The organism is Novosphingobium sp. SG919, assembly GCF_012932495.1.
Classification (GTDB): Bacteria; Pseudomonadota; Alphaproteobacteria; order Sphingomonadales; family Sphingomonadaceae; genus Novosphingobium; species Novosphingobium rhizosphaerae.
The window spans coordinates 286910-308975 of the sequence record NZ_JABCNG010000002.1 but is presented as its reverse complement, the minus strand read 5'-3'; the positions used below and the strand labels follow the sequence as shown (position 1 = coordinate 308975).

At 67.8% G+C, this 22066-nt stretch carries 20 protein-coding genes; 8 read left to right on the top strand and 12 right to left on the bottom strand.

Annotated features, from left to right (window positions below; all coding sequences use genetic code 11):
* Window positions 1-52 precede the first annotated feature (52 nt).
* From FHT19_RS11495 to FHT19_RS11480, 4 genes are read left to right on the top strand one after another with little or no spacing between them, the layout of a single operon-like run.
* Window positions 53-856, top strand: coding sequence for an SDR family oxidoreductase (locus FHT19_RS11495; RefSeq protein WP_169475229.1), 804 nt, complete (start codon window positions 53-55; stop codon window positions 854-856).
* 16 nt (window positions 857-872) lie between these two features.
* Window positions 873-2072 carry a cystathionine beta-lyase gene (gene metC / locus FHT19_RS11490; protein ID WP_169475228.1) on the top strand — a complete coding sequence of 400 codons (1200 nt, stop codon included), beginning with the start codon at window positions 873-875 and terminating at the stop codon, window positions 2070-2072.
* Between the two features lie 27 nt (window positions 2073-2099).
* Window positions 2100-2516 carry a DUF3830 family protein gene (locus FHT19_RS11485; protein ID WP_169475227.1) on the top strand — a complete coding sequence of 139 codons (417 nt, stop codon included), beginning with the start codon at window positions 2100-2102 and terminating at the stop codon, window positions 2514-2516.
* A gap of 7 nt (window positions 2517-2523) precedes the next feature.
* Window positions 2524-3996, top strand: coding sequence for an aldehyde dehydrogenase family protein (locus FHT19_RS11480; protein WP_169475226.1), 1473 nt, complete (start codon window positions 2524-2526; stop codon window positions 3994-3996).
* 64 nt (window positions 3997-4060) lie between these two features.
* On the opposite strand, the gene FHT19_RS11475 is transcribed toward FHT19_RS11480, so the two are convergent.
* A complete protein-coding gene (locus tag FHT19_RS11475) occupies window positions 4061-4639 on the bottom strand; it encodes a TIGR00730 family Rossman fold protein (protein WP_169475225.1) in 579 nt (192 codons plus the stop codon).
* A 185-nt stretch (window positions 4640-4824) separates the two neighbouring features.
* Between FHT19_RS11475 and FHT19_RS11470 the strand changes: the two genes are divergently transcribed.
* Together FHT19_RS11470 and FHT19_RS11465 are read left to right on the top strand one after the other, a co-directional pair.
* Window positions 4825-6159, top strand: a complete 1335-nt coding sequence (locus FHT19_RS11470) for an aromatic ring-hydroxylating dioxygenase subunit alpha (RefSeq protein ID WP_168557467.1) — start codon at window positions 4825-4827, stop codon at window positions 6157-6159.
* Window positions 6160-6170: 11 nt separating this feature from the next.
* Window positions 6171-7610: a glutamine synthetase family protein gene (locus FHT19_RS11465; protein WP_211184892.1), complete on the top strand. Its 1440-nt coding sequence runs from the start codon at window positions 6171-6173 to the stop codon at window positions 7608-7610.
* 72 nt (window positions 7611-7682) lie between these two features.
* Here FHT19_RS11465 and FHT19_RS11460 read toward each other — a convergent pair whose 3' ends face one another.
* The 3 genes from FHT19_RS11460 to FHT19_RS11450 are packed head-to-tail and all read right to left on the bottom strand — an operon-like array spanning window position 7683 to window position 10140.
* Entirely contained in the window at window positions 7683-8477 is a 795-nt protein-coding gene (locus FHT19_RS11460; protein ID WP_169475223.1) for an SDR family NAD(P)-dependent oxidoreductase, read from the bottom strand.
* Window positions 8474-9331, bottom strand: a complete 858-nt coding sequence (locus FHT19_RS11455) for a phytanoyl-CoA dioxygenase family protein (RefSeq protein WP_169475222.1) — start codon at window positions 9329-9331, stop codon at window positions 8474-8476. The genes FHT19_RS11460 and FHT19_RS11455 overlap by 4 nt, the downstream gene beginning before the upstream one ends.
* Window positions 9328-10140 (bottom strand): DUF1445 domain-containing protein, encoded by an 813-nt coding sequence (locus tag FHT19_RS11450; protein WP_169475221.1) that lies wholly within the window; start codon window positions 10138-10140, stop codon window positions 9328-9330. The genes FHT19_RS11455 and FHT19_RS11450 overlap by 4 nt, the downstream gene beginning before the upstream one ends.
* A 139-nt stretch (window positions 10141-10279) precedes the next feature.
* Between FHT19_RS11450 and FHT19_RS11445 the strand changes: the two genes are divergently transcribed.
* On the top strand, window positions 10280-11032 hold the full coding sequence (locus FHT19_RS11445; protein ID WP_169475220.1) for an SDR family oxidoreductase: 753 nt from the start codon (window positions 10280-10282) through the stop codon (window positions 11030-11032).
* A gap of 4 nt (window positions 11033-11036) precedes the next feature.
* Here the strand turns inward: FHT19_RS11445 and FHT19_RS11440 are convergent, their stop codons facing one another.
* Both FHT19_RS11440 and FHT19_RS11435 read right to left on the bottom strand, forming a co-directional pair.
* Window positions 11037-12281 carry an MFS transporter gene (locus FHT19_RS11440; protein ID WP_169475219.1) on the bottom strand — a complete coding sequence of 415 codons (1245 nt, stop codon included), beginning with the start codon at window positions 12279-12281 and terminating at the stop codon, window positions 11037-11039.
* A gap of 77 nt (window positions 12282-12358) precedes the next feature.
* Window positions 12359-14710, bottom strand: a complete 2352-nt coding sequence (locus FHT19_RS11435) for a TonB-dependent receptor (RefSeq protein ID WP_248290417.1) — start codon at window positions 14708-14710, stop codon at window positions 12359-12361.
* Window positions 14711-15084: 374 nt separating this feature from the next.
* On the opposite strand from FHT19_RS11435, the gene FHT19_RS11430 reads away from it, so the two are divergent.
* Window positions 15085-16569, top strand: a complete 1485-nt coding sequence (locus FHT19_RS11430; protein WP_169475217.1) for an amidohydrolase family protein — start codon at window positions 15085-15087, stop codon at window positions 16567-16569.
* A 6-nt stretch (window positions 16570-16575) separates the two neighbouring features.
* On the opposite strand, the gene FHT19_RS11425 is transcribed toward FHT19_RS11430, so the two are convergent.
* From FHT19_RS11425 to ureC, 6 genes are read right to left on the bottom strand one after another with little or no spacing between them, the layout of a single operon-like run.
* On the bottom strand, window positions 16576-17919 hold the full coding sequence (locus FHT19_RS11425; protein WP_248290416.1) for an amidohydrolase: 1344 nt from the start codon (window positions 17917-17919) through the stop codon (window positions 16576-16578).
* Entirely contained in the window at window positions 17919-18482 is a 564-nt protein-coding gene (locus FHT19_RS11420) for a HupE/UreJ family protein (RefSeq protein WP_169475216.1), read from the bottom strand. Before FHT19_RS11420 ends, FHT19_RS11425 begins: the two co-directional genes overlap by 1 nt.
* Window positions 18479-19108 (bottom strand): urease accessory protein UreG, encoded by a 630-nt coding sequence (ureG, locus tag FHT19_RS11415; RefSeq protein WP_169475215.1) that lies wholly within the window; start codon window positions 19106-19108, stop codon window positions 18479-18481. The genes FHT19_RS11420 and ureG overlap by 4 nt, the downstream gene beginning before the upstream one ends.
* Window positions 19105-19890, bottom strand: a complete 786-nt coding sequence (locus FHT19_RS11410) for an urease accessory UreF family protein (protein ID WP_248290415.1) — start codon at window positions 19888-19890, stop codon at window positions 19105-19107. The genes ureG and FHT19_RS11410 overlap by 4 nt, the downstream gene beginning before the upstream one ends.
* The gene (locus tag FHT19_RS11405) at window positions 19775-20347 is read right to left on the bottom strand and encodes an urease accessory protein UreE (protein WP_169475214.1); all 573 of its coding nucleotides are present in this window, start codon (window positions 20345-20347) and stop codon (window positions 19775-19777) included. Before FHT19_RS11405 ends, FHT19_RS11410 begins: the two co-directional genes overlap by 116 nt.
* A gap of 8 nt (window positions 20348-20355) precedes the next feature.
* Window positions 20356-22065, bottom strand: a complete 1710-nt coding sequence (gene ureC / locus FHT19_RS11400; RefSeq protein WP_169475213.1) for an urease subunit alpha — start codon at window positions 22063-22065, stop codon at window positions 20356-20358.
* Window position 22066 lies beyond the last annotated feature (1 nt).

Sequence of the window (22066 nt, the reverse complement as noted above, 5' to 3'; positions counted from 1 at the left end):
CCCACCGGCTAGTCCATAAACTGCACACCATCACCACAAGCACGGGCGCAGCATGACAGGCAACAACGGGCAAGCCGGGCCTTTGGCCGGAACCCTGGCAGGGCAGATCATCGCCCTCACCGGCGGCACGCGCGGGCTCGGCCTGGCGCTGGCCCATGCCCTGGTCGCCCAAGGCGCGCGCGTGGCGCTGATCGGGCGTGATGCCGCCACCGGTGCCGCCGCGCAGGCCAGCGTGGGCACCGCCGCCCGCGCCTATGCCGCAGACGTGACCGACGCCGCCGCGCTCGCCGCCACCTTTGCCGCCATCGCGCAAGACTTGGGGCCGGTCGATGCGCTGGTCTGCGCCGCGGGCGTCAGCAGCGGCAAGGCCCCGATCTGGGAAAATGGCGAGGCCGCCTATCGTCACTGCTTCGATATCAACGTGCTGGGCGTGATCAACGCACTGGGCGCGGCCATGCCGGCCATGGTGGCGCGCGCCGGCGGCCAGGTCGTGGTGATCGGCGGCACCTATGGACACAAGGGCGTGGCCGGCCAGGGCATCTATGCCGCCTCGAAATGGGCCGTGCGCGGGCTGGTGCGCTCGGCCGCGCTCGATGGCGCGCCGCACGGCGTGCGCGTCAACATGGTATCGCCGGGCGGCATCGACGGCGAACGCCTGCGCCGCCTGTTCCGCCAATCGGCGGAGCGCAATGGCGAAGCGCCCGACGCACCCTACAACCGCTTTGTCCAGTCCACCGCGCTGGGCCGCCTGGTGGGCGAGGACGATGTTGCCCGCGCCGTGCTGCACCTGCTTGGCCCCGGCGGGCGCATGATGACCGGGCAGGACATCGTCGTCGACGCCGGAACGATACTCTGAAGGAGCCTGAACCAAGATGACCATCGATCTTTCGCGCTTTGGCCGCGGCACGCAGACCCTGCACGCCGGGCGCGATCCGGCGGCCAACTTCGGCGTGGTCAATCCGCCGGTCTATCACTGCTCCACGGTGCTGTTCGACAGCGTGGAACAGTTGCTGGAAACGCGGCGCGACCGCGCCTCGGGCGCCTATGTCGGCTTTACCTATGGGCGCGAAGGCACCGCCACGACCCGCGCGTTCGAGGATGCCATCACCCTGCTCGAAGGCGGCTATCGCGCCGTCACCACCAGTTGCGGGCTGGGTGCGATCTGCGCCGCGCTCACCGCGTTCCTCTCGGCCGGCGATCACCTCCTGATCGTGGACAGCCTCTATGGCCCGGCGCGCGCGTTCTGCGAGGAATTCCTCAAGAAATTCGGCGTGGACGTGACCTATTACCGCCCCTCGATCGGCGCGGGGATAGAAGCCCTGATCAAGCCCAACACCCGCGTGATCTACATGGAAAGCCCCGGCTCGCTGACGTTCGAGATGACCGACGTTTCGGCCATCACTGCCGTGGCCCGCGCGCGCGGGATCAAGACCGTGTTCGACAACACCTGGAGCAGCCCGGTCAATTTCCGCCCGCTCGAACACGGCGTCGACGTGTCGATCAACGCCGCCACCAAATATATCTCGGGCCATTCCGACCTGATGCTGGGCGTGGCGGTCTGCACCGAGGAAGCGTTCATCCCGGTCAAGAAGACCGCCTCGGGCAGTGGCTATTGCGGCGGGCCCGACGACATCTACATGGCCCTGCGCGGCCTGCGCACCCTGCCGCTGCGGATGAAGCAGCACCATGCCTCGGCGCTGGCCGTGGCGCAGTGGCTGCAGGCCCGGCCCGAAGTGGCGCAAGTGATGTATCCCGCCCTGCCCGATGATCCCGGCCATGCGATCTGGAAGCGCGATTACGATGGCGCCTCGGGCCTGTTCGGCGTGGTGCTCAACGCCTGCACCGATAGGCAGTTTGCCGCGATGCTCGATCACATGGACCTGTTCAAGCTGGGCTACAGCTGGGGCGGCTATGAAAGCCTGGTGGTGCCCACTTATCCGTCAGACCTGCGTTCGGAAGTGACGTGGGAAGCGCCCGGCCCCAGCCTGCGCCTGCATGTCGGGCTGGAAGAGGTGGACGACCTTATCGCCGATCTTGAACGCGGCTTTGCCCGCCTCCACGCGGCTGCCTGATATTCCCCTGTTTTCGCGGAGTTTTTCATGACCTTGGTTGCCATCAAGGCTGGCCCCTATGCCTTCACCGCCCGCCTGGAAGAGGAACTGGCGCCCGTCACCTGCGCCCGCTTCAAGGCGATGATGCCCTATGATGAAAAGGTCATCCACGTGCGCTGGAGCGGCGAAGGCGTGTGGATCCCGATGGGCAACACGGTCTATGACCTGCCCTGGGAAAACCCCACGCGCTATCCCGCGCCCGGCGAATTCATCTTCTATCCCGGCGGCTACAGCGAAACCGAAATCCTGCTCGCCTATGGCGGCGTGGCCTTTGCCAGCAAGCTGGGGCCGCTCGCCGGCATCCACTTCATGACGATCATCGAAGGCAACGAAAACCTCGCCAAGCTCGGCAAGCAGACGCTGTGGGAAGGCGCCCAGTCGATCTCCTTCACCATCAAGGACTGACCAGCCCATGGCCCCGCATCCCTTCCTCACCGGCACTCCGCTGGGCCTGTTGATCGACGGGGCCTTCGTGCCCTCCGCCGATGGCCAGACCCTGCCCTCGCACAACCCGGCCACGGGCGAACACCTTGCCGATTTTGCGCGCGGCCAGGCCGCCGACGTGGATCGCGCCGTGGCGGCGGCGCGCGCGGCATTCGATTCCGGCCCCTGGCCGCGCTTCTCCCCGACCGAGCGCCAGGCGCTATTGCTGCGGCTGGCCGATCTGGTCGCCGCCCACGCGGAAGACTTCGCCCTGCTCGACACGCTCGACATGGGTTCGCCGATCCGCCACACGCGCGGCAGCGTGGCGATGCTGACTGACCTGTTGCGCTATTACGCCGGCATGGCGCGCGGGATCGAGGGCGTGACCGCAACCCCTTCCAATCCCGCTATGTTCGCCTGCACGGTGAAGGAACCGGTCGGGGTCTGCGCGGCGATCATTCCGTGGAACGGGCCGCTGTGGGCCAGCATTCTCAAGCTCGGCCCCGTGCTCGCCACCGGCTGCACCCTCGTGCTCAAGCCGGCGGAGGACGCCTCGCTCTCCCCGCTGCTGCTGGGCAAGCTGGCGCTGGAAGCGGGCGTGCCGCCGGGCGTGTTCAACGTGGTGACGGGCCTTGGCGGCGAAGCGGGCGCGGCGCTGGCCGCGCATCCCGGCGTGGACAAGATCGCCTTTACCGGATCGGACGCCACCGGCCGGGCGATCATGGCCTCGGCCGCCGGCAGCCTCAAGCGGATCAGCCTGGAACTGGGCGGCAAATCGCCCAACATCGTCTTTGCCGATGCCGATCTCGACAAGGCCGCGCGCATGGCGGTGGTCGCCGCCTTTGCCAATTCGGGCCAGGTATGCAGCGCCGGCACGCGCCTCTTCGTGGAACGCGGCGTGGCCGATGATTTCGCCGCTGCCGTGGCCCATCATGCCGGCGCCCTGCGCCTGGGCAACGGGATCGATCCGGCAACGGACCTGGGCCCACTGGTCTCCGCCCGCCAGTTGGCGCGCGTGACCGGCCATATGGACGATGCCCTGGCGGAAGGCGCAGGCGCGGTCTGCGGCGGCGTGCGGCTGAGCGAAGGGGCCTTTGCCCAAGGGTTCTTCTTCCCGCCCACGGTGCTTTCGGGCGCGACCGATACGATGCGCGCGGTGCGCGAGGAAATCTTCGGCCCGATCCTGGCGGTGCTGCCGTTCGACAGCGAAGAGGAAGTGGTGACCCGCGCCAATGCCACGCCCTTCGGCCTGGGCGCGGGCGTGTGGACCGGCAACGTGGGCCGCGCCCATCGCCTGGGCCGCCGCCTGCGCGCCGGGTCGGTCTGGGTCAACTGCTACAACGCGATCGACCCGGCGGTGCCATCGGGCGGGATGAAGGCCAGCGGCATGGGCCGCGAATATGGCAAGAACCACCTGGAGGAACACCTGGAAACCAAGTCCCTCTGGATCGCCACCGATTGACGCGTGGGAGACGAGTCTGAAGGTGCGGGGCGGACGGCTTATCAGCCATTCGCCCCGCGTTTTTTCACATCCACTTCTGCACGGTGGGCTTTTCGAACACCGCCAGCTTGTCGATCAGCGCCTCGGGCGCGGGATCGAGCGCGATGCCTTCGCGGTGCGCGGCGGGCAGGAACTTGCGCGCGATCATCGTGTCGATAAAGCCCATGAAGCTGTCGTAATAGCCATCGACATTGAGCAGGCCGACCGGCTTGTCCACGTCGCCCAACTGGTTGAGCGTCCAGGCTTCCATGAATTCCTCGGCGGTGCCGATGCCGCCGGGCAGGGCGATGCAGGCATCGGCCAGATCGAGCATCCGCTCCTTGCGCGCGCGCATGCCATTGACGATCTCGCTTTCGCTCAAGGCCGGGTGCAGGTGCCCCTTGTCGTGCAGGCGCTGGGTGATCACGCCATGCACCCGCCCGCCGCCGGCCAGCGCCGCATCGGCCAGAATGCCCATCAGGCCCTTGTGCGTGCCGCCATAGACCACGGCGATGCCCCGCCGGGCCAGCGCGCTGCCCAATGCGGCAGCGGCCTCTTTATAGGCTTCCCCCTCCCCCACGTTCGATCCGCAGAAAATGGCGATGGCAGACAGGGTGCGGGGCATGGGGCAAGGCCTTCGGGCTGGGGCTGAAATGGTGGTGCCGGTGCTAGCCGATGCGGGCGCCGCTGTGCAATCCGGCAAGCGTTGCCCAAACGTGGCACATCGCGCAACGCGGCGCTGCCAAAGGGGCAACACCCGCGCCGCGCCATCCGGGGCAAATGTGGGGCATTCCAACAAGAGGCCTCCCCATGACGCCCGAACAGAACAAGTTCATCACGCTCTCCGGCCCCGCCACGCCGCTGGGCGATCTGCTGCGCCAATACTGGCAGCCCGTGGCGATCAGCGAAGAGCTGCAAGGCGAGCGCCCGCTCAAGGCGATCAAGGTGCTGGGCCAGGACCTGGTGCTGTTTCGCGATGAAGACGGGCGCCTTGGCCTGATCGACCGCGATTGCCCGCATCGCGGCGCGGACCTGGCGTTCGGCCGGCTGGAAGACGGCGGCGTGCGCTGCCCGTTCCACGGCTGGCTGTTCGATGTGAACGGCGCGTGCCTGGAAACCCCGGCAGAGCCCAAGGGCAGCAGCTTCTGCAAGCGCATCAAGCAGCGCGCCTATCCGGTGCGCGAAGTGGGCGGCACCATCTTCGGCTGGTTCGGCCCGCTCGACGCCGATGGGCAGGCCCCGGCCCTGCCCGCGCTCGATTGCCTGGCCGCGCCCGATAGCCATGTCTTCTCGTTTAAGGGCTATCTCGACTGCAACTGGCTCCAGGCGCTGGAAGTGGGCATGGACCCGGCCCACGCCAGCTTCCTCCACCGCTATTTCGAGGATGCCGAGGCCGACGCCAACTATGGCAAGCAGTTCCGCGCCCATTCGACCGACAGCGACCTGCCGATGACCAAGGTGCTGCGCGAGTACGATTGCCCCGATATCGCCGTCACCCCCAGCGATTGCGGCCTGCGCATCACCACGCTGCGCCACCTCGATGGCGGCGACACCCACGTGCGCGTCACCAACGTGCTGTTCCCGCAGGCTTTCGTCATCCCGCTTTCGTCCACCATGACGATCACGCAGTGGCACGTGCCGATCGATGACGAGAGCTGCTATTGGTATGCCATGTTCACCAGTTTTGCCGAGCCGGTGGACAAGCCGCTGATGCGCGAACAGCGCCTGCAACTCTATACCCTGCCCGATTACATGCCGCGCGTGGGCCGCCACAACAACTGGGGCTTCGACGTGGCCGAGCAGAAGACGCGCACCTTCACCGGCATGGGCGAAGACATCAACGTGCACGATCAGTGGGCGGTGGAAAGCCAGGGCCGCATCCAGGACCGCACGCGCGAGCATCTGGGCACGTCGGACAAGGCGATCGTCGCCTATCGCGTCATGCTGATCAACCAGATCAAGAAAGTGCAGAAGGGCGAAACGCCGCTGGCCCTGCCGCCACTGGGCGAAAGCAATGCCGGCGCCGGCCCGGCCACGATCGACGGGGTGGCGCCCGGCGGCACGGCGCCCGAGGCCTATTGGCGCGACGCGGTCGAACGGCTGCGCGCCGAGGCGACCTGGACCGTGCCCGCATTGGCGCTATGAGTGGGCGCGCCATGAACGGGTTCGTCTTGGCCCACGGGCTGTGGAGCGAAGAGCAGGCGGCCGCCGCGGCCGACCTGCCGCGCCGCCTGGCCGATGCCGGGGTCCATTCGGTGCGCCTGGGCTTTCCCGATCTGCACGGGATCGTGCGCGGCAAGACGGTGATGGCCGCCGCCCTGCCCGGCGCGCTGGAACAGGGCCTGTCGATCACCTCCAGCCTGCTGCTGAAAGACACGTCGCACCGCACCGTGGTGCCGGTCTTTGCGGCGGGCGCGGGCATCGGCCGGGCCGATCTCCAGGGCGCGGGCGATCTGGTCATGGTGCCCGATCCGCTCAGTCTCAAGCTCCTGCCCTGGGCGCCGGGCACGGCCTGGATGCTGGGCGACCTGTTCTTTGCCGATGGCACGCCCTACCCCTGGTGCCCGCGCCGCATCGCCCGCGATGCGGTGGCGCGCCTTGGCCAGCGCGGCCTGGCGTTCATGAGCGGGCTGGAAGTGGAATTCCACCTCACCCGCCTGGTCGATCCGCGCCTTGCGCCCGATGACGCCGGCCAGCCCGGCACGCCGCCCGATGTCGCGCTGACGCACCAGGGCTATGCCTATCTCACCGAGCAGCGCTACGACACGATCGAGCCGATCCTCGATGTGCTGCGCGAAGCTTGCGCCGCGCTGGATCTGCCGCTCACTTCGATGGAGCTGGAATTCGGCCCGTCCCAGGTGGAATTCGTGTTCGGCGTGCAGCAAGGCATCGCCTCGGCCGATGCGATGATCCTGTTCCGCACCACGGCCAAGCAGGTGGCGCGCCGCCATGGCCATCACGCCAGCTTCATGTGCCGCCCCGCCCTGCCCCAGGCGATGTCCAGCGGGTGGCACTTGCACCAGTCGCTGGTTGATAGCGCCAGCGGGCGAAACGCCTTTGCCCAAGGCGATGGCCAGCCCGGCCTTTCGGCGCTGGGGCAGCATTACCTCGCCGGCCTGCTCGATCACGCCGCCGCCGCGATGCCGCTCACCACCCCCACGATCAACGGCTACAAGCGCTATCGCGCCAACTCGCTGGCGCCCGATCGCATCGCCTGGGGACAGGACAATCGCGGCGCCATGCTGCGCGTGCTGGCCAAAGGCAGCCCCGGCGCCACCCGCATCGAAAACCGCGTGGGGGAGCCAGCGGCCAATCCCTATCTCTACCTAGCCTCGCAGATGGTTTCGGGCCTGGCCGGCATAGAAGCCGGCGCCCTGCCGCCCCCGGCGGTGGACAGCCCCTACCAGGCGCCCGCTCCGCTGCTGCCCACCAGCCTGGAAAGCGCCCTGCCCGCGCTGGAACAGAGCGCCACGCTACGTGAAGGGCTTGGCAGCGGCTTCGTCGATCACTTTGCCCGCATCAAGCATGCCGAAGTGGCCCGCTACAACGCCACGGTCACCGATTGGGAACACCGCGAATACTTCGATCTGTTCTGAAAACCCGCGCCTGACGGGTCGCATGGAAAGCCCCCCGGATGATCGCCATCCGGGGGGCTTTTTACCTCGCACTCACAATACGGTGGCGCCGCCGTCGATCACCAGTTCCTGCCCCGTGATATTGCGCCCGCCCGGCCCGGCCAGATAGAGCACCATGGCGACAATATCCTGTGCTTCGCTGGGTTTGCCCAGCGGAATGCCCATGTTCGCCACATAGGCGCGCAGGGCTTCCTCCTCACTCACCCCGCCCGCTTCCGCCTGGGCTTTCCACGCCGCTTTCATGCGTGGAATGGCAATCGGGCCGGGCGCGATATAGTTTACCGTCACCCCGTCGGGCCCGGCTTCCAGCGCAGCGCTGCGGGCAAGGCCGCGCAGGCCCCACTTCGAGGCGCTGTAGCTCGATCGCCCGGCGCGGCCGCGCATCCCGTGGTTGCCGCCGATCATGATGATCCGGCCCTGGCCCGCCGCGCGCATCACCGGCAAGAGCCGGCTGAGCACGATGAACGGCGCACGCAGGTTTGTCGCGACGGTGCTGTCGAAGTCTTCGAGGCTATACTGCCCGATCGGTGGCGAGAGCGGTCCGGTGGTGCCGGCGGCATTGACCACCACGTCCACCCGCCCGCCGCTCCACGCCAGCAGCCCATCGAGCGCGGCCGCCAACTGGCCGGCATCGCGCACATCGGCGGTCAGCGCCAGGGCGCGGCGGCCCAGTCCCTCGATCTCGCCCACCAGGTCATCGAGCGCGGCGGTGCGCCGGCCCAGCACGGCCACGTCGTGCCCCTCGCCGGCCAGCGCCAGCGCGATTTCGCGCCCCGTGCCGGCACTGGCGCCGGTAACAAAAGCGATGCTCCCGGTTGCGATACTCATTGCGCTTCGGCGAAGTAGCGGCGGTTGGAACCGGCCTGGATCTTGTAGATCGAGCTGCCCGCGCGGCTGGGGAACGGCAGCTTCACATAGTTCTGTTCGAACCGCACGTCGCTGGTCGATGGGCCACGCACGATGCGCGAATCGTATTCGTCCCAATCCACCTTGTAGAACAGCGGAAACGCGTCGCTGGCGGCATATTCATAGAACAGGATGCGGCGCGGATCGCCCGACAGGTTCACGCTCGACCCATGCAGCGTCATGGGATGGTGAAAGCTGACCGTGCCCGGAGGGCCTTCGAGCAGCACCGCCTTGGCCGGATCGATCGCATCGGCCAGCACCGCGCCCACGAAATAGCCTTCATCGTCGTGATGGTCGATCAGCGGCCCCTTGTGGCTGCCGGGGATGACCTGCATCGCGCCATTGGCGGCGCTGGCGCCATCGATCAGGATCGAGGCGACCGTGGTGCCCATGTGGGTGTGCGGGGCAAAGGCCCAGTCCTGGTGCCATTCCAGCGCGTCGCCACCCTTGGCGGACTTCATGTTGATCTTGGTGTGGTTCAACCGGATCATCGGGCCGATCAGCCGCTCGGCCAGCGCCATGATCGCCTCGTTTCCGGCCAGCGCGGCATAGAAGGGATCGATGCGGTTGGGCTTCTTGATGCGCTGCACCGTGCGGTTGCCGTCAAGATCAGTGGAGAAATCGTACCAGGCGTTGTCGTCGGCCACCTCGGCCGCCGCCGCTTCCACCGTATCGGTCAGCGCGCGCAACTGGTCCAGCACCGGCCCTTCCAGCAGGCCCGGCAGCACGACATAGCCGTGCTCGTCATAATGCGCGACGGCTTCTTCAAGGTTCATGATGGCATGTCCTCTGGCAAAGGCAGGTCGGTGATGACCATGTGGGCCTTGTAATGGGTGATGGCGAGCGGCAGGCGCGCGGCGCGCAGCGCATTCTGGCCCGTGGCGCCGCAGGCCCAGAACACCGGCAGTTCGCCGGGCAGAACACGTTTCATGCCGTGCCCGCCATAGCTGTCTTCCAGGCTGGCAATGCCCAGGTCTTCGGGCAGGCCGAGCGATACCGGCGCCCCGTGAAAGCCGGGATGGCGCGCGGAAACCAGCGTGGCGCGGATCGCGTCGGCCGGGGTCAGCGCGCGCATCGACACGATCAGCTTGCCGCCGAACGGGCCGACCGGCACCGTCTCGCGCGTGGTTTCGTACATCGCCGAAACGTCGCCCTCGTCCAGATGGCGCAGGCGCACGCCGGCACGCTGCAACAGCGCCTCGAACGAAAACGAACAGCCGATCACGAACGGCACGAGATCGTCGCGCCAATGCGTGCTGGCATCGCGCGGCGTGTCGACCAGTTCGCCATCGCGAAACACCATGTAGCCGCCGGTATCGCGCGCGATATCCAGGTCGTCGGCAATGCCGGGCATGTCGCGGCGCCCCGGCTCGCCCCGGCCCAGCAGCGGCAGCGCCTGGGGATTGGCGCGGGCATAGGCTTCGAAATCATCGGCATAGGCGGCGGGCACGGCGATCAGGTTGCCCTGCACATGCCCCCGCGCCACCAGGTTGGTAAAGCCGGTGAACCGCCCATCGCGAATGGCCCGGCGCATGGCACGAGGGTCGCTTTGGTCCAGCGGGGCAAGAGAGGCGGCGTCGTTCATGGCGTTTCCTTACCAAGCGCAGCGCGATGCAGGGGTTGCTTTTTTCGGTCAGGGGCGTTGCCGGTCCTGCGCTGTTTTGCCGGGGCGCGATGACGGAAAAGGAAACACTTCCCCCTCTGGCGCGCGGAGCAGCGATCCCATGACGAGGCCCACGAAGACTTATGCGATCATCGGCGGTGCGGCGGGCCTGGGCGGCGCGCTGGCGCGGCTCCTGGCCGCTGGCGGCCCGGATAGCAACAGCGCCGTGTGGCTGGCTGATGAACCGGGCGCCGCTGCGGCCGCGCCAGCCTTGGCCAATGTGGCGTTCCACCCGATGGACCTGGCCGATCCGGCCGCACCGCGCGCGCTGGTCAAGACGATCACGCGGCGCCAGGGCCGGCTCGATGGCCTGGTCGTGGCCGCTTCAGCCATGGGCGGGGCGCCGCTCGCCGATTGGCAGGCAAGCGATTGGGACCGCGCCGCCGCGATCAACTTGCGCCTGCCGTTCCTGGCGGCGCAGGCGGCGCAAGGGCTGCTGACGCAAAGCCGCGGCAGCCTCATCCTGGTATCGTCCACTGCCACTTTGCGCGGGCAGGCGCAAAGCCATGCCTATCAGGCGACCAAGGCGGGCCTCGCCGGCCTGCTGCGCAGCCTGGCGGCAGAGCTGGGGCCACAGGGCGTGCGCGTCAACCTGGTGCTGCCCGGCTGGGTGGAAACCCCGCAAACCCAGGACTTCTGGCGCGCACAGCCCGATCCCCAGGGCGCGCGCGCCGCGATCGACGCGCGCATTCCGCTGCGCCGCCATGGCAGTGCCGAAGAAGTCGCCGCCGCCATGGCCTGGCTGCTGTCAGACGCCGCCAGCTATGTCACCGGCGCGACGATCCCGCTCGACGGTGGCGATACCGCCGTCTGAAAAATCAGGCGGAGAGTTCGCCTTCCGACAGGCGCCCGGCGTGGCGCAGCGCGGCCAGGCTCAGCAGCAGGGCGCCGGCAGCCACCGCGATCCACGCATGCCAGCTCCCCAGCCCGAAATAGATCGCGGGCGTGAGGAACGAGGCGAGCGAGACGAACTGGTTGACGATGCCCGCCCCCAGGCCCGCCCCGCCGGCCCGCTCCGCGACGCGCGGCAACAGCGCCATGCACACGCCCGAAAGCGCACCAAAGGCAAAGACCCAGCCCATCAGCCCGGCCACCGCCGCTGCCAGCGGGCTGGCCGGCACGAACAGCAGCGCCTGCGCCAGCACGCCCACGGCGGCCATCGCGGCAAACAGGCGCAAGGGGCGCATCGCCCGCGCCAGCAAGGCGCCGGTCACCGTGCTGCCCGCCAGCACCGCCAGGATCTTGGCCCCGGCCACGATGCCCGCCGACGCCGCCAGCGAAACGCCATGCGTCTTGGCCAGCCAGCCGGCCGCCACCAGGCTGGTGCCATAGGAAACCATGTTGGGCAGCGCGGCCGCCAGGGCCAGCAGCAACAGCACGGGATTGGTCACCCCGGCGCGCAATTGCGCCAGTGGTGAGCGGGCCAGATCTCGCGGGGCAGAGGCGACGCGCGGCAGGAGCATGGCGCCAGCCACGCAGGCCAGCATCACCGCGCCGTGGGCGGCAAAGGCCAGGCGCCAGCTCGCCCATTGCGCCACCAACGCGGCCAGCAGCAATCCGGCGGAAAAACCCGCCGGGGCATATGTCGCCCACAGCGCCATGCCGCGCGCGCGCAGGCTGCCGCCCAGCGTGGTCATCAGCATGGCTGCCCCGCCATTGAGCACGCCGACATAGGCAATGCCGGCCAGGACCATCGACAGGTCGAACAGCCACAATGCCCGCGCCTGCACCAGGCCCAGGTCCGCCACGGCCAGCAGCAGCGGTGCCAGGATCAGCACGCGGCGCGGCCCCAGCCGATCGACCAGCCCGCCCCCCAGGGTGGAGGTGATGGCGGCGGGCAGCGAAAACAGCGAAATGGTCCAGCCGATCGCGGCCGGACCACTCGAAAAATCGCGCGCGACCAGGGCGGTCAGCGGCGAAAGCATGCCGACCATCGCCATCGACCCCAGGCCGATGGCATAGACCAACACCAGGGTGAACACCTGGCGACTGGTGCCCTGCCACCCCGGCAGCAGCCCATCGATGGGATGTTCGGGCGGCTGCCGGGCGATGGTGTGCGACAAAGCGTTTCTCTTTTTTCAATGGGGGCGGAAAGAGGAGGCCGGCACGCGCCGGCCCCCATTTTCCGCAGCATTTGCGATCACTGGCGGTATTGCAAGGTCAGCCCGATCGTGCGCGGACGATAGGACTGTTCGTAGAACAGCGTGCCGGTGGAACTGTCGTGCCCGCGCGAGAGCAGGTCGCGCGAGTTGGTCAGGTTGTCGACGAACAGCGAGAGATCGACCCCGCCCTTGCGCAGGCCCATGCGCAGCTGGACATAGTCGCGGCCCGGCAGGGCATAGAGCGAGGAGTCATAGCCGAACGTGCCCACCGCCGAAGGGATCGTGTCGTCGCTGGTGAAGGTATAGTCCACCCGCGCATAGCCCGAGATTTCCCCCGTGATCGGCGCTTCATAGTTGCCATAGGCATGGCCCGACCACAGCGGCCCGCTGATCCGTTCGCCGGCAGCGCGCAGCAGCACCGTGCCGTTCTTGATCGTCACGTCATCGGCATAGTGCACGTTGGTATAGCCGGTGTTGCCGCCCAGCGAGAGCCCGGTGACCGGGCGCACGTCGAGCGAGAGTTCCAGGCCCTTGCCATTGGCATCGCCCAGGTTCGACACGTAGGAGAAGCCGCAGTTGAGGCGCACCGCCTGCTGGATGTTCTTCCAGTTGACGATATAGCCGCTGACATCGAACGCCACCTTGCCGCCAAGCAGACGCCCCTTGGTGCCCGCTTCGTAGGACCACAGCGAGTCCGATTCAAAGCTGGTCGGCACCGTGCTGGTCGTCAGGCCCAGGGCCGTCAGGTCGCCGGCGCAACGCTCGGGCAGCGTGCTGGGCTGCGCGCCGGCCGGGCGGAAGCCCTTGCTGGCCGAGGCATAGAGCATCGCATTGTCATCGACCTGGTACTTGGCAGCAAACTTGGGCGTCCAGGCGCCTTCGCTCGTCTTGGTGATCACCTGGGTGCGCGAACCGCCATTGGTCGGGCCGTCCTTGGTCTCGTCGAACGTGAAATCGACTTTGGTATAGCGCAGCGCGGCCGTCAGCGTCAGCTTGTCGGTGGGCTTCACGTCCACGCTGGCAAAGGCGGCGTACTGGTCGTCCTTGGAGGTGATGATATCCACCAGGCTATAGCGGTTGTCATACTGCTGGAAACCGCTGACTAGGACGCCGGGAATGCGGCCCGACGAGGTGAAGTTGGAAAAGTCCTGCTGGCTGTGGGTGTAGAATACCCCGGCGCTCCAGTCGATCAGCGGATTGTTGGCCGAATAGGCCCGCAGTTCCTGCGAGAAATTCCGCTGCTTGAGCGTGAGGTAATCCTCCATGTTGGTGATGTCCTTGTTCGCATATGTCCCGAAGGGCGAACCCGAACGCAGGGTGGAGAAATACGTCGAATAGTCGAGCGTCTGGTACTGCTCGCGCTTGAGGTACGAGGTGTTGGACGCGATCGTGACGGTGCCCAGCTTCAGTTCCGCCGTCAGCGAGGGCATCAGCAGGCGGTCGCGGGTCGGCTCGGTCTGGTAGACGCCGCTGTGGTAATCGCCGTCCTTGGCGTTGCCATAGCCTTCCCAGAAATCGTCGCGCGCGTTCTGGCTCAAGTATTGGTAGAACACCTTGGGCGTGATGGTCAGCGTGTCGGTGGGCTTCCACGCCAGGGCCACGCGGCCCACCATGTTGCTCTGCCAGTTGATATCCTTGGCTTTGACGTTGTCCGTGCCCTGGGTCACCTGGTCGATATAGCCGCCCTGGCGCTGGTACCAGCCGCTGGCGCGGAACGCGAGCGTATCGGTCAGCGGCGCGCCCACGGCCAGCCCGCCTTCATAGCTGGGCGATCCGTGGTCGGTGAACGAAACCTGGCTGCGGCCATAGATGCTGGTCTTGTCGAAGCTGGGCGAAGGGGTGATGAAACGCACCGCGCCGCCTTCGGAACTCGCGCCGAACAGCGTGCCCTGCGGCCCACGCAGCACTTCCACGCGCTCCAGATCGAAAATGCGCGGATAGGGGTTGCCGCCGTAATAGCCGATGTTGCGGATCTGGATCGGCGTATCGTCGATATAGATCGCGGTGGTCGAGGAACCCACGTCTGACTTAAGGCCGCGAATGGCGATGTTCGTGCCGTTGTTGCCAGCCACGCCAGACGTGGTGGAAAACTGCAGGGCCGGGGTGATGCGCGCGATGTCATCGATGCTGCGCACGCCCTGGACGTCCATTTCCTTTTGCGAATAGGCGGCGATCGACAGCGGCACCTTGCTCAGCGTTTCGTCGCGGCGCTGTGCCGAAACCACGATTTCCCCGGTCGCATCGCTGGCAGCATCTGCGGGGGCCGGCACCGCATCGGCGGCGTGGGCGATGCCTGCATCCAGCGCGAACGGCGCCACGCTCGCGATCAGGATCAGGGCGCTGCGGCGCAACCGGCCACGGCCGGCGGGCAACGAAAGACTGTGCGACATAATGCTTATCCCTCTTGTTATGCTTCTTGCCTCCCACAGCCCTCGTCCGTTCCGCGCCTTGCCTGGGCAAGGATTGCGGCCGGCCGCCATTTGGCGGCAGGGCAGCCGTGGCGCCATTGCGCCCTGCGGCTCCCCGATCGTGCCTTGGTGTTCTCCCCAAGCAGGCCTTGGCTCACCAACAAGGTGATTCACAAACCGCCCGGCCGCCATTGCAAGAATCGAACCGGAGTGTTGCTATTCTTGTGCAACAGCGTGCCATCGGCGCTGGTGTTCGCAAGCGCGAAACACCCCATGGCCCAACCAGCACTTCGCATCGCTGGCAAGTGTGGGTCGCACCGCGTAGAGCAGGCGGGCGGCAACAGGAAGGAAACGCGATGCACGGATCGACCTGGCATGTGGGCGCGGTGCTGCCCGCTGCCGATGCGCCGCCGCTGGGCGCCCATGCCATCACCATCGGCGGCGATGGCCGCATCGCCGCGCTGGCGCCGTGCGACCCGTCAGGCCTGACCACTGCCGAAGCCGCGCTGGTGGCCATGCCCGCGCTGGCCAATGCGCACGATCATGGCCGTGGCCTCGCCACGCTCGCCTGCGGGGTGGCCGATGCGCCGCTCGAACACTGGATGATCGACCTGGCGCGCCAGCCGCGCGTCGATGCCTATGACACGGCCGCCCTGGCCCTCGCGCGCCTGGCCGGATCGGGCGTTGCCGCCGTCTATCATTGCCACAACACACAAAACGGCGCCGCCCTGCTCGACGAGGCCGAGGCGGTTTCCCGCGCCGCGCGCGACACCGGCGTTCGCGTCGCATTCGGCTGGCCGTTCTTCGATGCCAATCCGCTGGTCTATGGCGATCATGCCGAACTGGCGCGGTTTTTCCCGCCCGAACGCCGCGCGGCGATTGCCACGATGGACCAGGGCTTGCGCTCCTGCGCCACCAACATGGCGCTGTTCGAGCGCGCGCAGGCACTGGAACACGATACCTTTGCCCTGCACTATCACCCCGTGGCGCCGCAATGGGCGCAGCCGGCCACGCTGGTGGCGATTGCCGCCGCATCGGCCGCCAGCGGGCGCCGCGTGCACACCCATCTGCTCGAAACGCGGCTGCAACGCGAATGGGCCGATGCCCATTTCCCGCAAGGCTTCGTGCCCTGGCTGGACGCCATCGGCCTGCTTTCCCCGCGCCTGACCGTGGCGCACGGGGTGTGGCTGCGGGCAGACGAACTGGCCCTGCTTGCTGCACGCGGGGTAACCGTTTCGGTCAACGTCTCGTCCAACTTGCGCTTGCGTTCAGGCCTGCCGCCGCTGGCCCAGATCGCCCAGGCCGGCGTGGACCTGGCCCTGGGCCTCGATGGCATGGGGCTTGACGACGATGCCGACATGCTGCGCGAAATCCGCCTCGCGCACTTGCTGCTGGGCCAGCCCGATCGGGACGCCCGCGGCCCGGTGGCCCTGCCCGGCACGCAGGCTGTGCTGCACGCGGCCTGGTCGGGCGGGCGCGCCGCGATCCTGGGGCCAGACGATGGCGGCGGGCGCCTCGCCCCCGGCGCCCCGGCCGATATGCTGCTGATCGACAGGCGGCGCGTGGCGCAAGACTGGATCGGGCACGGCTGGCCCGCCGATCCCGCCTGGCTCCTGGCGCGGGCAACGCGCGCCGATGTCGCCCACCTGCTGGTCGGCGGCCGCGCCGTGGTGCGCGATGGCCAGGTTACCGGGCTGGACGAAGCCGCATTGGCCGCCCGCCTCGTCGCCCAGGCCCGCGCCGCGCGCGCTGCCACCCCGCCCGACACGGCACGGATCGCGCAGACGCAGGCGGCCACGCATGCGTTCTACGCCGCCGGCTGCCACTGCGGGCAGCCATAACGCGCGTTATTTCCCCGCCACTATCAGCGTGGCGAGAGTCAGGGTTTCCACCCCGGTCTTGATGCTGATCGCCGGATCGGGCGCAAAGAACGGGGAATGGTTCACCGGCACCGGCTTGCCTTGCGCCTTGTATTGCGCCGCCATCGCAGCGCTGGTGCCACCGATGCTGAAATAGACCGAGCGCACCTTGCCACCTTGGGCGAATTCGGAAAAGTCCTCGCTCGCGGTCCAGCCCGGCTCGCTCGCCGGGATCAGCACCACGCGATCCTTGCCCAGCGCGGCGGTCAGCGTGGCAGCGGCCTGTGCACCCAGCGCCGGCTCGTTGATTACCGATCCGGTGCCGTGCAAGTGCATCACATCGGGCGCGGGCGCGCCCGACATCATCGCCACTGCCTCGGCCGTGGTCTTGACGCCCTTGAGCAGCCCATCGCGCACGGCCGGATCATAGGACCGCAGCGTCAGGCCAAGGTCAGCCGTATCGGGAATGATATTGGCCGCCGTGCCGGCATGGAACGATCCCACCGTCACCACGCCGAATTTCATCGGGTCTTTCTGGCGGCTGATCACGGTCTGCACGTCTTCCACGAAACGCGCGCCCATTACCACGGGATCGATGCTCTTGTCGGGCATCGAGCCATGCGCGCCCACCCCATGGAACGTGACGTGCACGGCATCGCTGGCCGAGGTGGTGAAGCCCTGCTTGATCGTCACTTCCCCCGCCGGCGACGGGCCGACATGGGCGCCGAACGCGAAATCGGGCTGGGGAAAGCGGGTATAGAGCCCATCGGCCAGCATCGCCTTGGCCCCCGAAACCACTTCCTCGGCCGGCTGCCCGACCAGGATCACGGTGCCATGCCAGCGCGCCTTCATGGCCAGGAGCGCACGCGCCGTGCCGATCCACCAGGCCATGTGGATATCGTGGCCACAGGCATGATCGACAAACGTGGTCTTGCCATCCGCATCGGTCTGCTGCGCGCGGCTGGCAAAGGGCAGGCCGGTCTTTTCCTCCATCGGCAGCGCGTCCAGCTCGGTGCGCAGCAACACCACCGGCCCCGCGCCGTTGCGGATCACGCCGACGATGCCGGTCTTGCCCACGCCCGTGGTAACATCCACGCCCATGGCCTTGAGCTGCTTGGCCAAGACATCGGCCGTCCGCGTTTCGCGAAAGGCGGTTTCGGGGTGGCTGTGCAAGTCCTGATAGAGCGCCTGGAGATCGGGCCAGTCCTTGGCGAACTGGGCATCGATCGCCGCGCGGGCAGCGGCTGGATCGGATTTCGCCATGGCGGGCGAAACAGCCGTGGCGCAAAGAGCCACGGCAAAAGCGGAAACCGGGGAAAAACGGTGCATCATCAACGCGCCTTGTGCCACACCGCGCGGCGCAGGGGCAAGGCCCGGCGCGCCAGCGCCACCACGCCCAGCCCCGCCATCTGCAACGCTGCTGCCGTGGCGAGGAAGCCAAACACGAAGCCGATCCGCGCCACGCCGCCCGGTGCTTCCAGCCCATGGGCAAAGCCATGGCCCAGCCCGGCCAGCGCCACCCCGGCCGCAGCCAGCCACAATGGCGGGCGCAGGCGCAACAGCGCGGCCAGCGCCAGCCCGACAACGCTTGACCCGATCATCACTTCGGCCAGCCCCGCCGGCACGAGCGCGGCGGTGACAAAGCCGCCCAGCATCGCGGCCAGCAGCGTAACCGGCAGCACCCGCGCCGCGCGCCCGCCGATGATCCCGGCCCAGGCCCCGGCCAGCAGCATCGCCGCCAGGTGATCGGCCCCGGTCAAAGGGTGCAGCAGCCCCGCCACCAACCCGCCGCCGGCACCATGGCCGGGATGGGCCAGCGCCGTGCCGGGCAATGCTGTCAGGGTGAGCAGCGCACCAATGGCAACAAGGGCGGCATTTGCGGGCAAGCGTTTCATGCACGGATCCTTTCGGGCAGGCCGCCGGTCTTGACGATGAACTGGATGATCTCGGGCAGGCCCACGCATTCCTTGAGATTGGTGAACAGGAACGGCCGCTCGCGGCGCATCAGCTTGGCGTCGCGGTCCATCACGCCCAGGTCAGCCCCCACCAGCGGCGCCAGGTCGATCTTGTTGATCACCAGCAGATCGGATCGCGTGATGCCGGGGCCGCCCTTGCGCGGAATCTTGTCGCCGGCCGAAACGTCGATCACGTAGATCGTGATATCGGCCAGTTCCGGGCTGAACGTGGCGGCGAGGTTGTCGCCCCCGCTTTCGATGAAGATCAGTTCCAGGCCGGGAAAGCGGCGCGCCATTTCATCGACCGCGGCCAGGTTGATGCTGGCATCCTCGCGAATGGCGGTGTGCGGGCATCCCCCGGTTTCCACCCCCATGATCCGCTCGGGCACCAGCGCGCCCGAACGGGTGAGGAATTCGGCATCCTCGCGGGTGTAGATGTCGTTGGTGATCGCCGCGATGTTCCAGTGGTCGCGCATCGCCTTGCACAGCCGATCGGTCAGCGCCGTCTTGCCCGAGCCGACCGGGCCACCAATGCCGACGCGTAAAGGTCCGTTGTGGGAAATCATGAGCGGAACAGCCTTGTGTAGAGCGTTTCGTGATGGAACGAGCAGAGTTCGAGGGCCGGGGTCGCGGTGCCGAGATCTTCGAGCGGGCAGGCGCGCGCCGCCGCCGCGATCGGGCCGATGCGGCGGGCAAGCTCGGCCATGGCCAATTGCCCGTCGGTCTGGCCCAGCGGCACCAGCCGCACCCCGGCCGAAACCAGGTTGGCGGCAGTGGCATGCAGGAAACCGTGCACCGCGGCGCCTTCGTCTACCCCGTGCGCAGCGGCGGCGAGCGCAAAGACGGTGGCGTGGGCGTGCGGCCAATCCCCCCGCCGCGCGGCATAGTCGTCCAGCGCGGGATGGGGCCAGGCCTTGCGCACCACGGCCAGGAACGCCGCGCCCTGCTGGCGGCTTTCCAGCGCGGTTTCGCTGCTGGCACGAAACGCGGCGGCCAGGTCGGCCAGGGCATCGAACGCGGCATCGTCATGCGCCACGCGCATCGCCTGGGCAAGCAGCACCGCATCCACCCAGCCGCCCCCGCGCGCGATCACCGCATCGACATAGCCGACCAGATCGCCCCAGGACCGCACCCGGCCATCGTCCACTGCCGTTTCCAGCCCGTGGCTATAGGTATAGCCGCCGATCGGCAGCGAGGGCGATGTCCACGCCAGCAGCAGGTGCAGTGCCGGTTCAGTGAGCATGATCGTGGTGGTGCCCATGGCCATGACTGTGATGATGGCCGTGATCATGGTCGTGGCCATGCCCGTGATCATGCCCGTGATCATGATCGTGGGATGCGTGGCCATGATCGTGGCCATGCTCCCCGGCATAGGCGCCCCCTTCGGGCGTGAACGGCGCCTCGATCAGGTCCACTTGCGCGCCAAGCCCACGCAGCATGTCGAGGATCACACCATCGCGGCGCAGCAGGATGCACCCGGCATGGATTTGCGCGGGCAGATGGCGGTTGCCGATGTGCCAGGCCAGCCGCAACAGCGCGATCGGGCTCGCCGCGCGCACTTCCATCAGCGCCTCGGGCACGGCTTCCACGCGCACCACGCGCCCGTCCGACAGCATGAGCCCGTCGCCATGGGCCAGCACCGTGGCCCGCGCCAGGTCGAGCACGAAATCGGTGCCCCCCGCCGCAACATAGCGGAAGCGGCGGCGATGCCGCGCGTCATAATCCAGCACGATGACATCGGCCGCGCTGGCGGCATCCCAGCTTCCGGCGGGAAGCACGTCACGGGCGATGAGGGGCTCGGTCATGGTCGCTTTCAGAACAGGAAATAGCGTTGGGCAAAGGGCAGTTCGGCGGCCGGCTCGCACGTCAGCAATTCGCCGTCGGCGCGCACTTCATAGGTTTCCGGGTCCACCTCGATATGCGGCATGGCGTTGTTGTGGATCATGCTCGCCTTGGAAATGCCGCCGCGCGTGTTGCGCACCGCTTCCAGTGGACGCTCCAGCCCCAGCCGCTGCGCCATGCCCCCGGCAATGCCGGCGGCCGAAACGAAATGCAGCGAGGATTGCACCCCCGCCCGGCCCAGCGCGCCGAACATCGGGCGGTAATGCACCGGCTGCGGCGTGGGGATCGATGCATTGGGATCGCCCATCGGCGCAGTGGCGATGGAACCGCCCTTGATCACCATGTCGGGCTTGGCGGCAAAGAACGCGGGCGACCACAGCACCAGATCGGCCAGCTTGCCCACTTCGACCGAGCCGACGACATGGGCAATGCCATGGGCAATCGCCGGGTTGATCGTATACTTGGCGATATAGCGGCGCGCACGCAGGTTGTCGTCGTCGCCATCGCCGGGCAGCGCGCCCCGCTGCACTTTCATCTTGTGCGCGGTCTGCCAGCAGCGGATCACGGTTTCGCCCACCCGGCCCATCGCCTGGCTATCCGAAGACATCATCGAAAACGCGCCCAGGTCGTGCAGGATGTCTTCGGCGGCAATGGTTTCGCGGCGAATGCGGCTTTCGGCAAAGGCCACGTCCTCGGCAATGCGCGGATCGAGGTGGTGGCACACCATCAGCATGTCGAGATGCTCGTCCAGCGTGTTGACCGTATAGGGCCGGGTGGGATTGGTCGAACTGGGCAAAACGTTCGGCAGGCCCGCCACGCGGATGATGTCGGGCGCGTGGCCGCCCCCTGCCCCTTCGGTGTGGAACGCGTGGATCGTGCGCCCGGCAAAGGCGGCGATCGTGCTTTCGACAAACCCGCTTTCGTTGAGCGTATCGGTGTGCAGCGTGACCTGGATATCCAGTTCGTCGGCCACGGTCAGGCAGCAGTCGATGGCAGCGGGCGTGGTGCCCCAATCCTCGTGCAGTTTGAGGCCACAGGCCCCTGCCTCGACCATTTCCACCAGCGCCTGGGGCTGGCTGGCATTGCCCTTGCCGAACAGGCCGAAGTTCATCGGCAGCGATTCCAGCGCCTGCAGCATCCGCCCGATATGCCAGGGGCCGGGGGTGCAGGTGGTGGCCAGGGTGCCGTGCGCCGGGCCGGTGCCGCCGCCCAGCATCGTGGTGATCCCGGCGTTGAGCGCTTCTTCCACCTGCTGCGGGCAGATGAAATGGATATGCGCGTCAACCCCGCCGGCGGTGAGGATGCGCCCTTCCCCGGCGATGATCTCGGTGCCCGGGCCGATCGGAATGGTCACGCCCGGCTGCGTATCGGGATTCCCCGCCTTGCCGATGGCGTGGATGCGCCCGTCGCGCAGCGCCACGTCGGCCTTGACCACGCCCCAGTGGTCCAGGATCACCGCATTGGTGATCACCGTATCGGGCGCGCCCTGCGCCCGGGTGATCTGGCTTTGCCCCATGCCATCGCGGATCACCTTGCCGCCGCCGAATTTCACTTCCTCGCCATAGACGGTGAAATCCTGCTCCACCCGGATCAGCAGCGCGGAATCGCCCAGGCGGATGCGGTCGCCCGTGGTCGGGCCAAACATGCCGGCATAGGCGGCGCGGGTCATGCGCAGGGCCATG

Coding starts and splice junctions, on each gene's coding strand:
- FHT19_RS11495 (WP_169475229.1), top strand. CDS start 53: ATGACAGGCAACAACGGGCAAGCCGGGCCTTTGGCCGGAACCCTGGCA.
- metC (WP_169475228.1), top strand. CDS start 873: ATGACCATCGATCTTTCGCGCTTTGGCCGCGGCACGCAGACCCTGCAC.
- FHT19_RS11485 (WP_169475227.1), top strand. CDS start 2,100: ATGACCTTGGTTGCCATCAAGGCTGGCCCCTATGCCTTCACCGCCCGC.
- FHT19_RS11480 (WP_169475226.1), top strand. CDS start 2,524: ATGGCCCCGCATCCCTTCCTCACCGGCACTCCGCTGGGCCTGTTGATC.
- FHT19_RS11475 (WP_169475225.1), bottom strand. CDS start 4,639: ATGCCCCGCACCCTGTCTGCCATCGCCATTTTCTGCGGATCGAACGTG.
- FHT19_RS11470 (WP_168557467.1), top strand. CDS start 4,825: ATGACGCCCGAACAGAACAAGTTCATCACGCTCTCCGGCCCCGCCACG.
- FHT19_RS11465 (WP_211184892.1), top strand. CDS start 6,171: ATGAACGGGTTCGTCTTGGCCCACGGGCTGTGGAGCGAAGAGCAGGCG.
- FHT19_RS11460 (WP_169475223.1), bottom strand. CDS start 8,477: ATGAGTATCGCAACCGGGAGCATCGCTTTTGTTACCGGCGCCAGTGCC.
- FHT19_RS11455 (WP_169475222.1), bottom strand. CDS start 9,331: ATGAACCTTGAAGAAGCCGTCGCGCATTATGACGAGCACGGCTATGTC.
- FHT19_RS11450 (WP_169475221.1), bottom strand. CDS start 10,140: ATGAACGACGCCGCCTCTCTTGCCCCGCTGGACCAAAGCGACCCTCGT.
- FHT19_RS11445 (WP_169475220.1), top strand. CDS start 10,280: ATGACGAGGCCCACGAAGACTTATGCGATCATCGGCGGTGCGGCGGGC.
- FHT19_RS11435 (WP_248290417.1), bottom strand. CDS start 14,710: ATGTCGCACAGTCTTTCGTTGCCCGCCGGCCGTGGCCGGTTGCGCCGC.
- FHT19_RS11430 (WP_169475217.1), top strand. CDS start 15,085: ATGCACGGATCGACCTGGCATGTGGGCGCGGTGCTGCCCGCTGCCGAT.
- FHT19_RS11425 (WP_248290416.1), bottom strand. CDS start 17,919: ATGATGCACCGTTTTTCCCCGGTTTCCGCTTTTGCCGTGGCTCTTTGC.
- FHT19_RS11420 (WP_169475216.1), bottom strand. CDS start 18,482: ATGAAACGCTTGCCCGCAAATGCCGCCCTTGTTGCCATTGGTGCGCTG.
- ureG (WP_169475215.1), bottom strand. CDS start 19,108: ATGATTTCCCACAACGGACCTTTACGCGTCGGCATTGGTGGCCCGGTC.
- FHT19_RS11410 (WP_248290415.1), bottom strand. CDS start 19,890: ATGGCCACGCATCCCACGATCATGATCACGGGCATGATCACGGGCATG.
- FHT19_RS11405 (WP_169475214.1), bottom strand. CDS start 20,347: ATGACCGAGCCCCTCATCGCCCGTGACGTGCTTCCCGCCGGAAGCTGG.
- ureC (WP_169475213.1), bottom strand. CDS start 22,065: ATGGCCCTGCGCATGACCCGCGCCGCCTATGCCGGCATGTTTGGCCCG.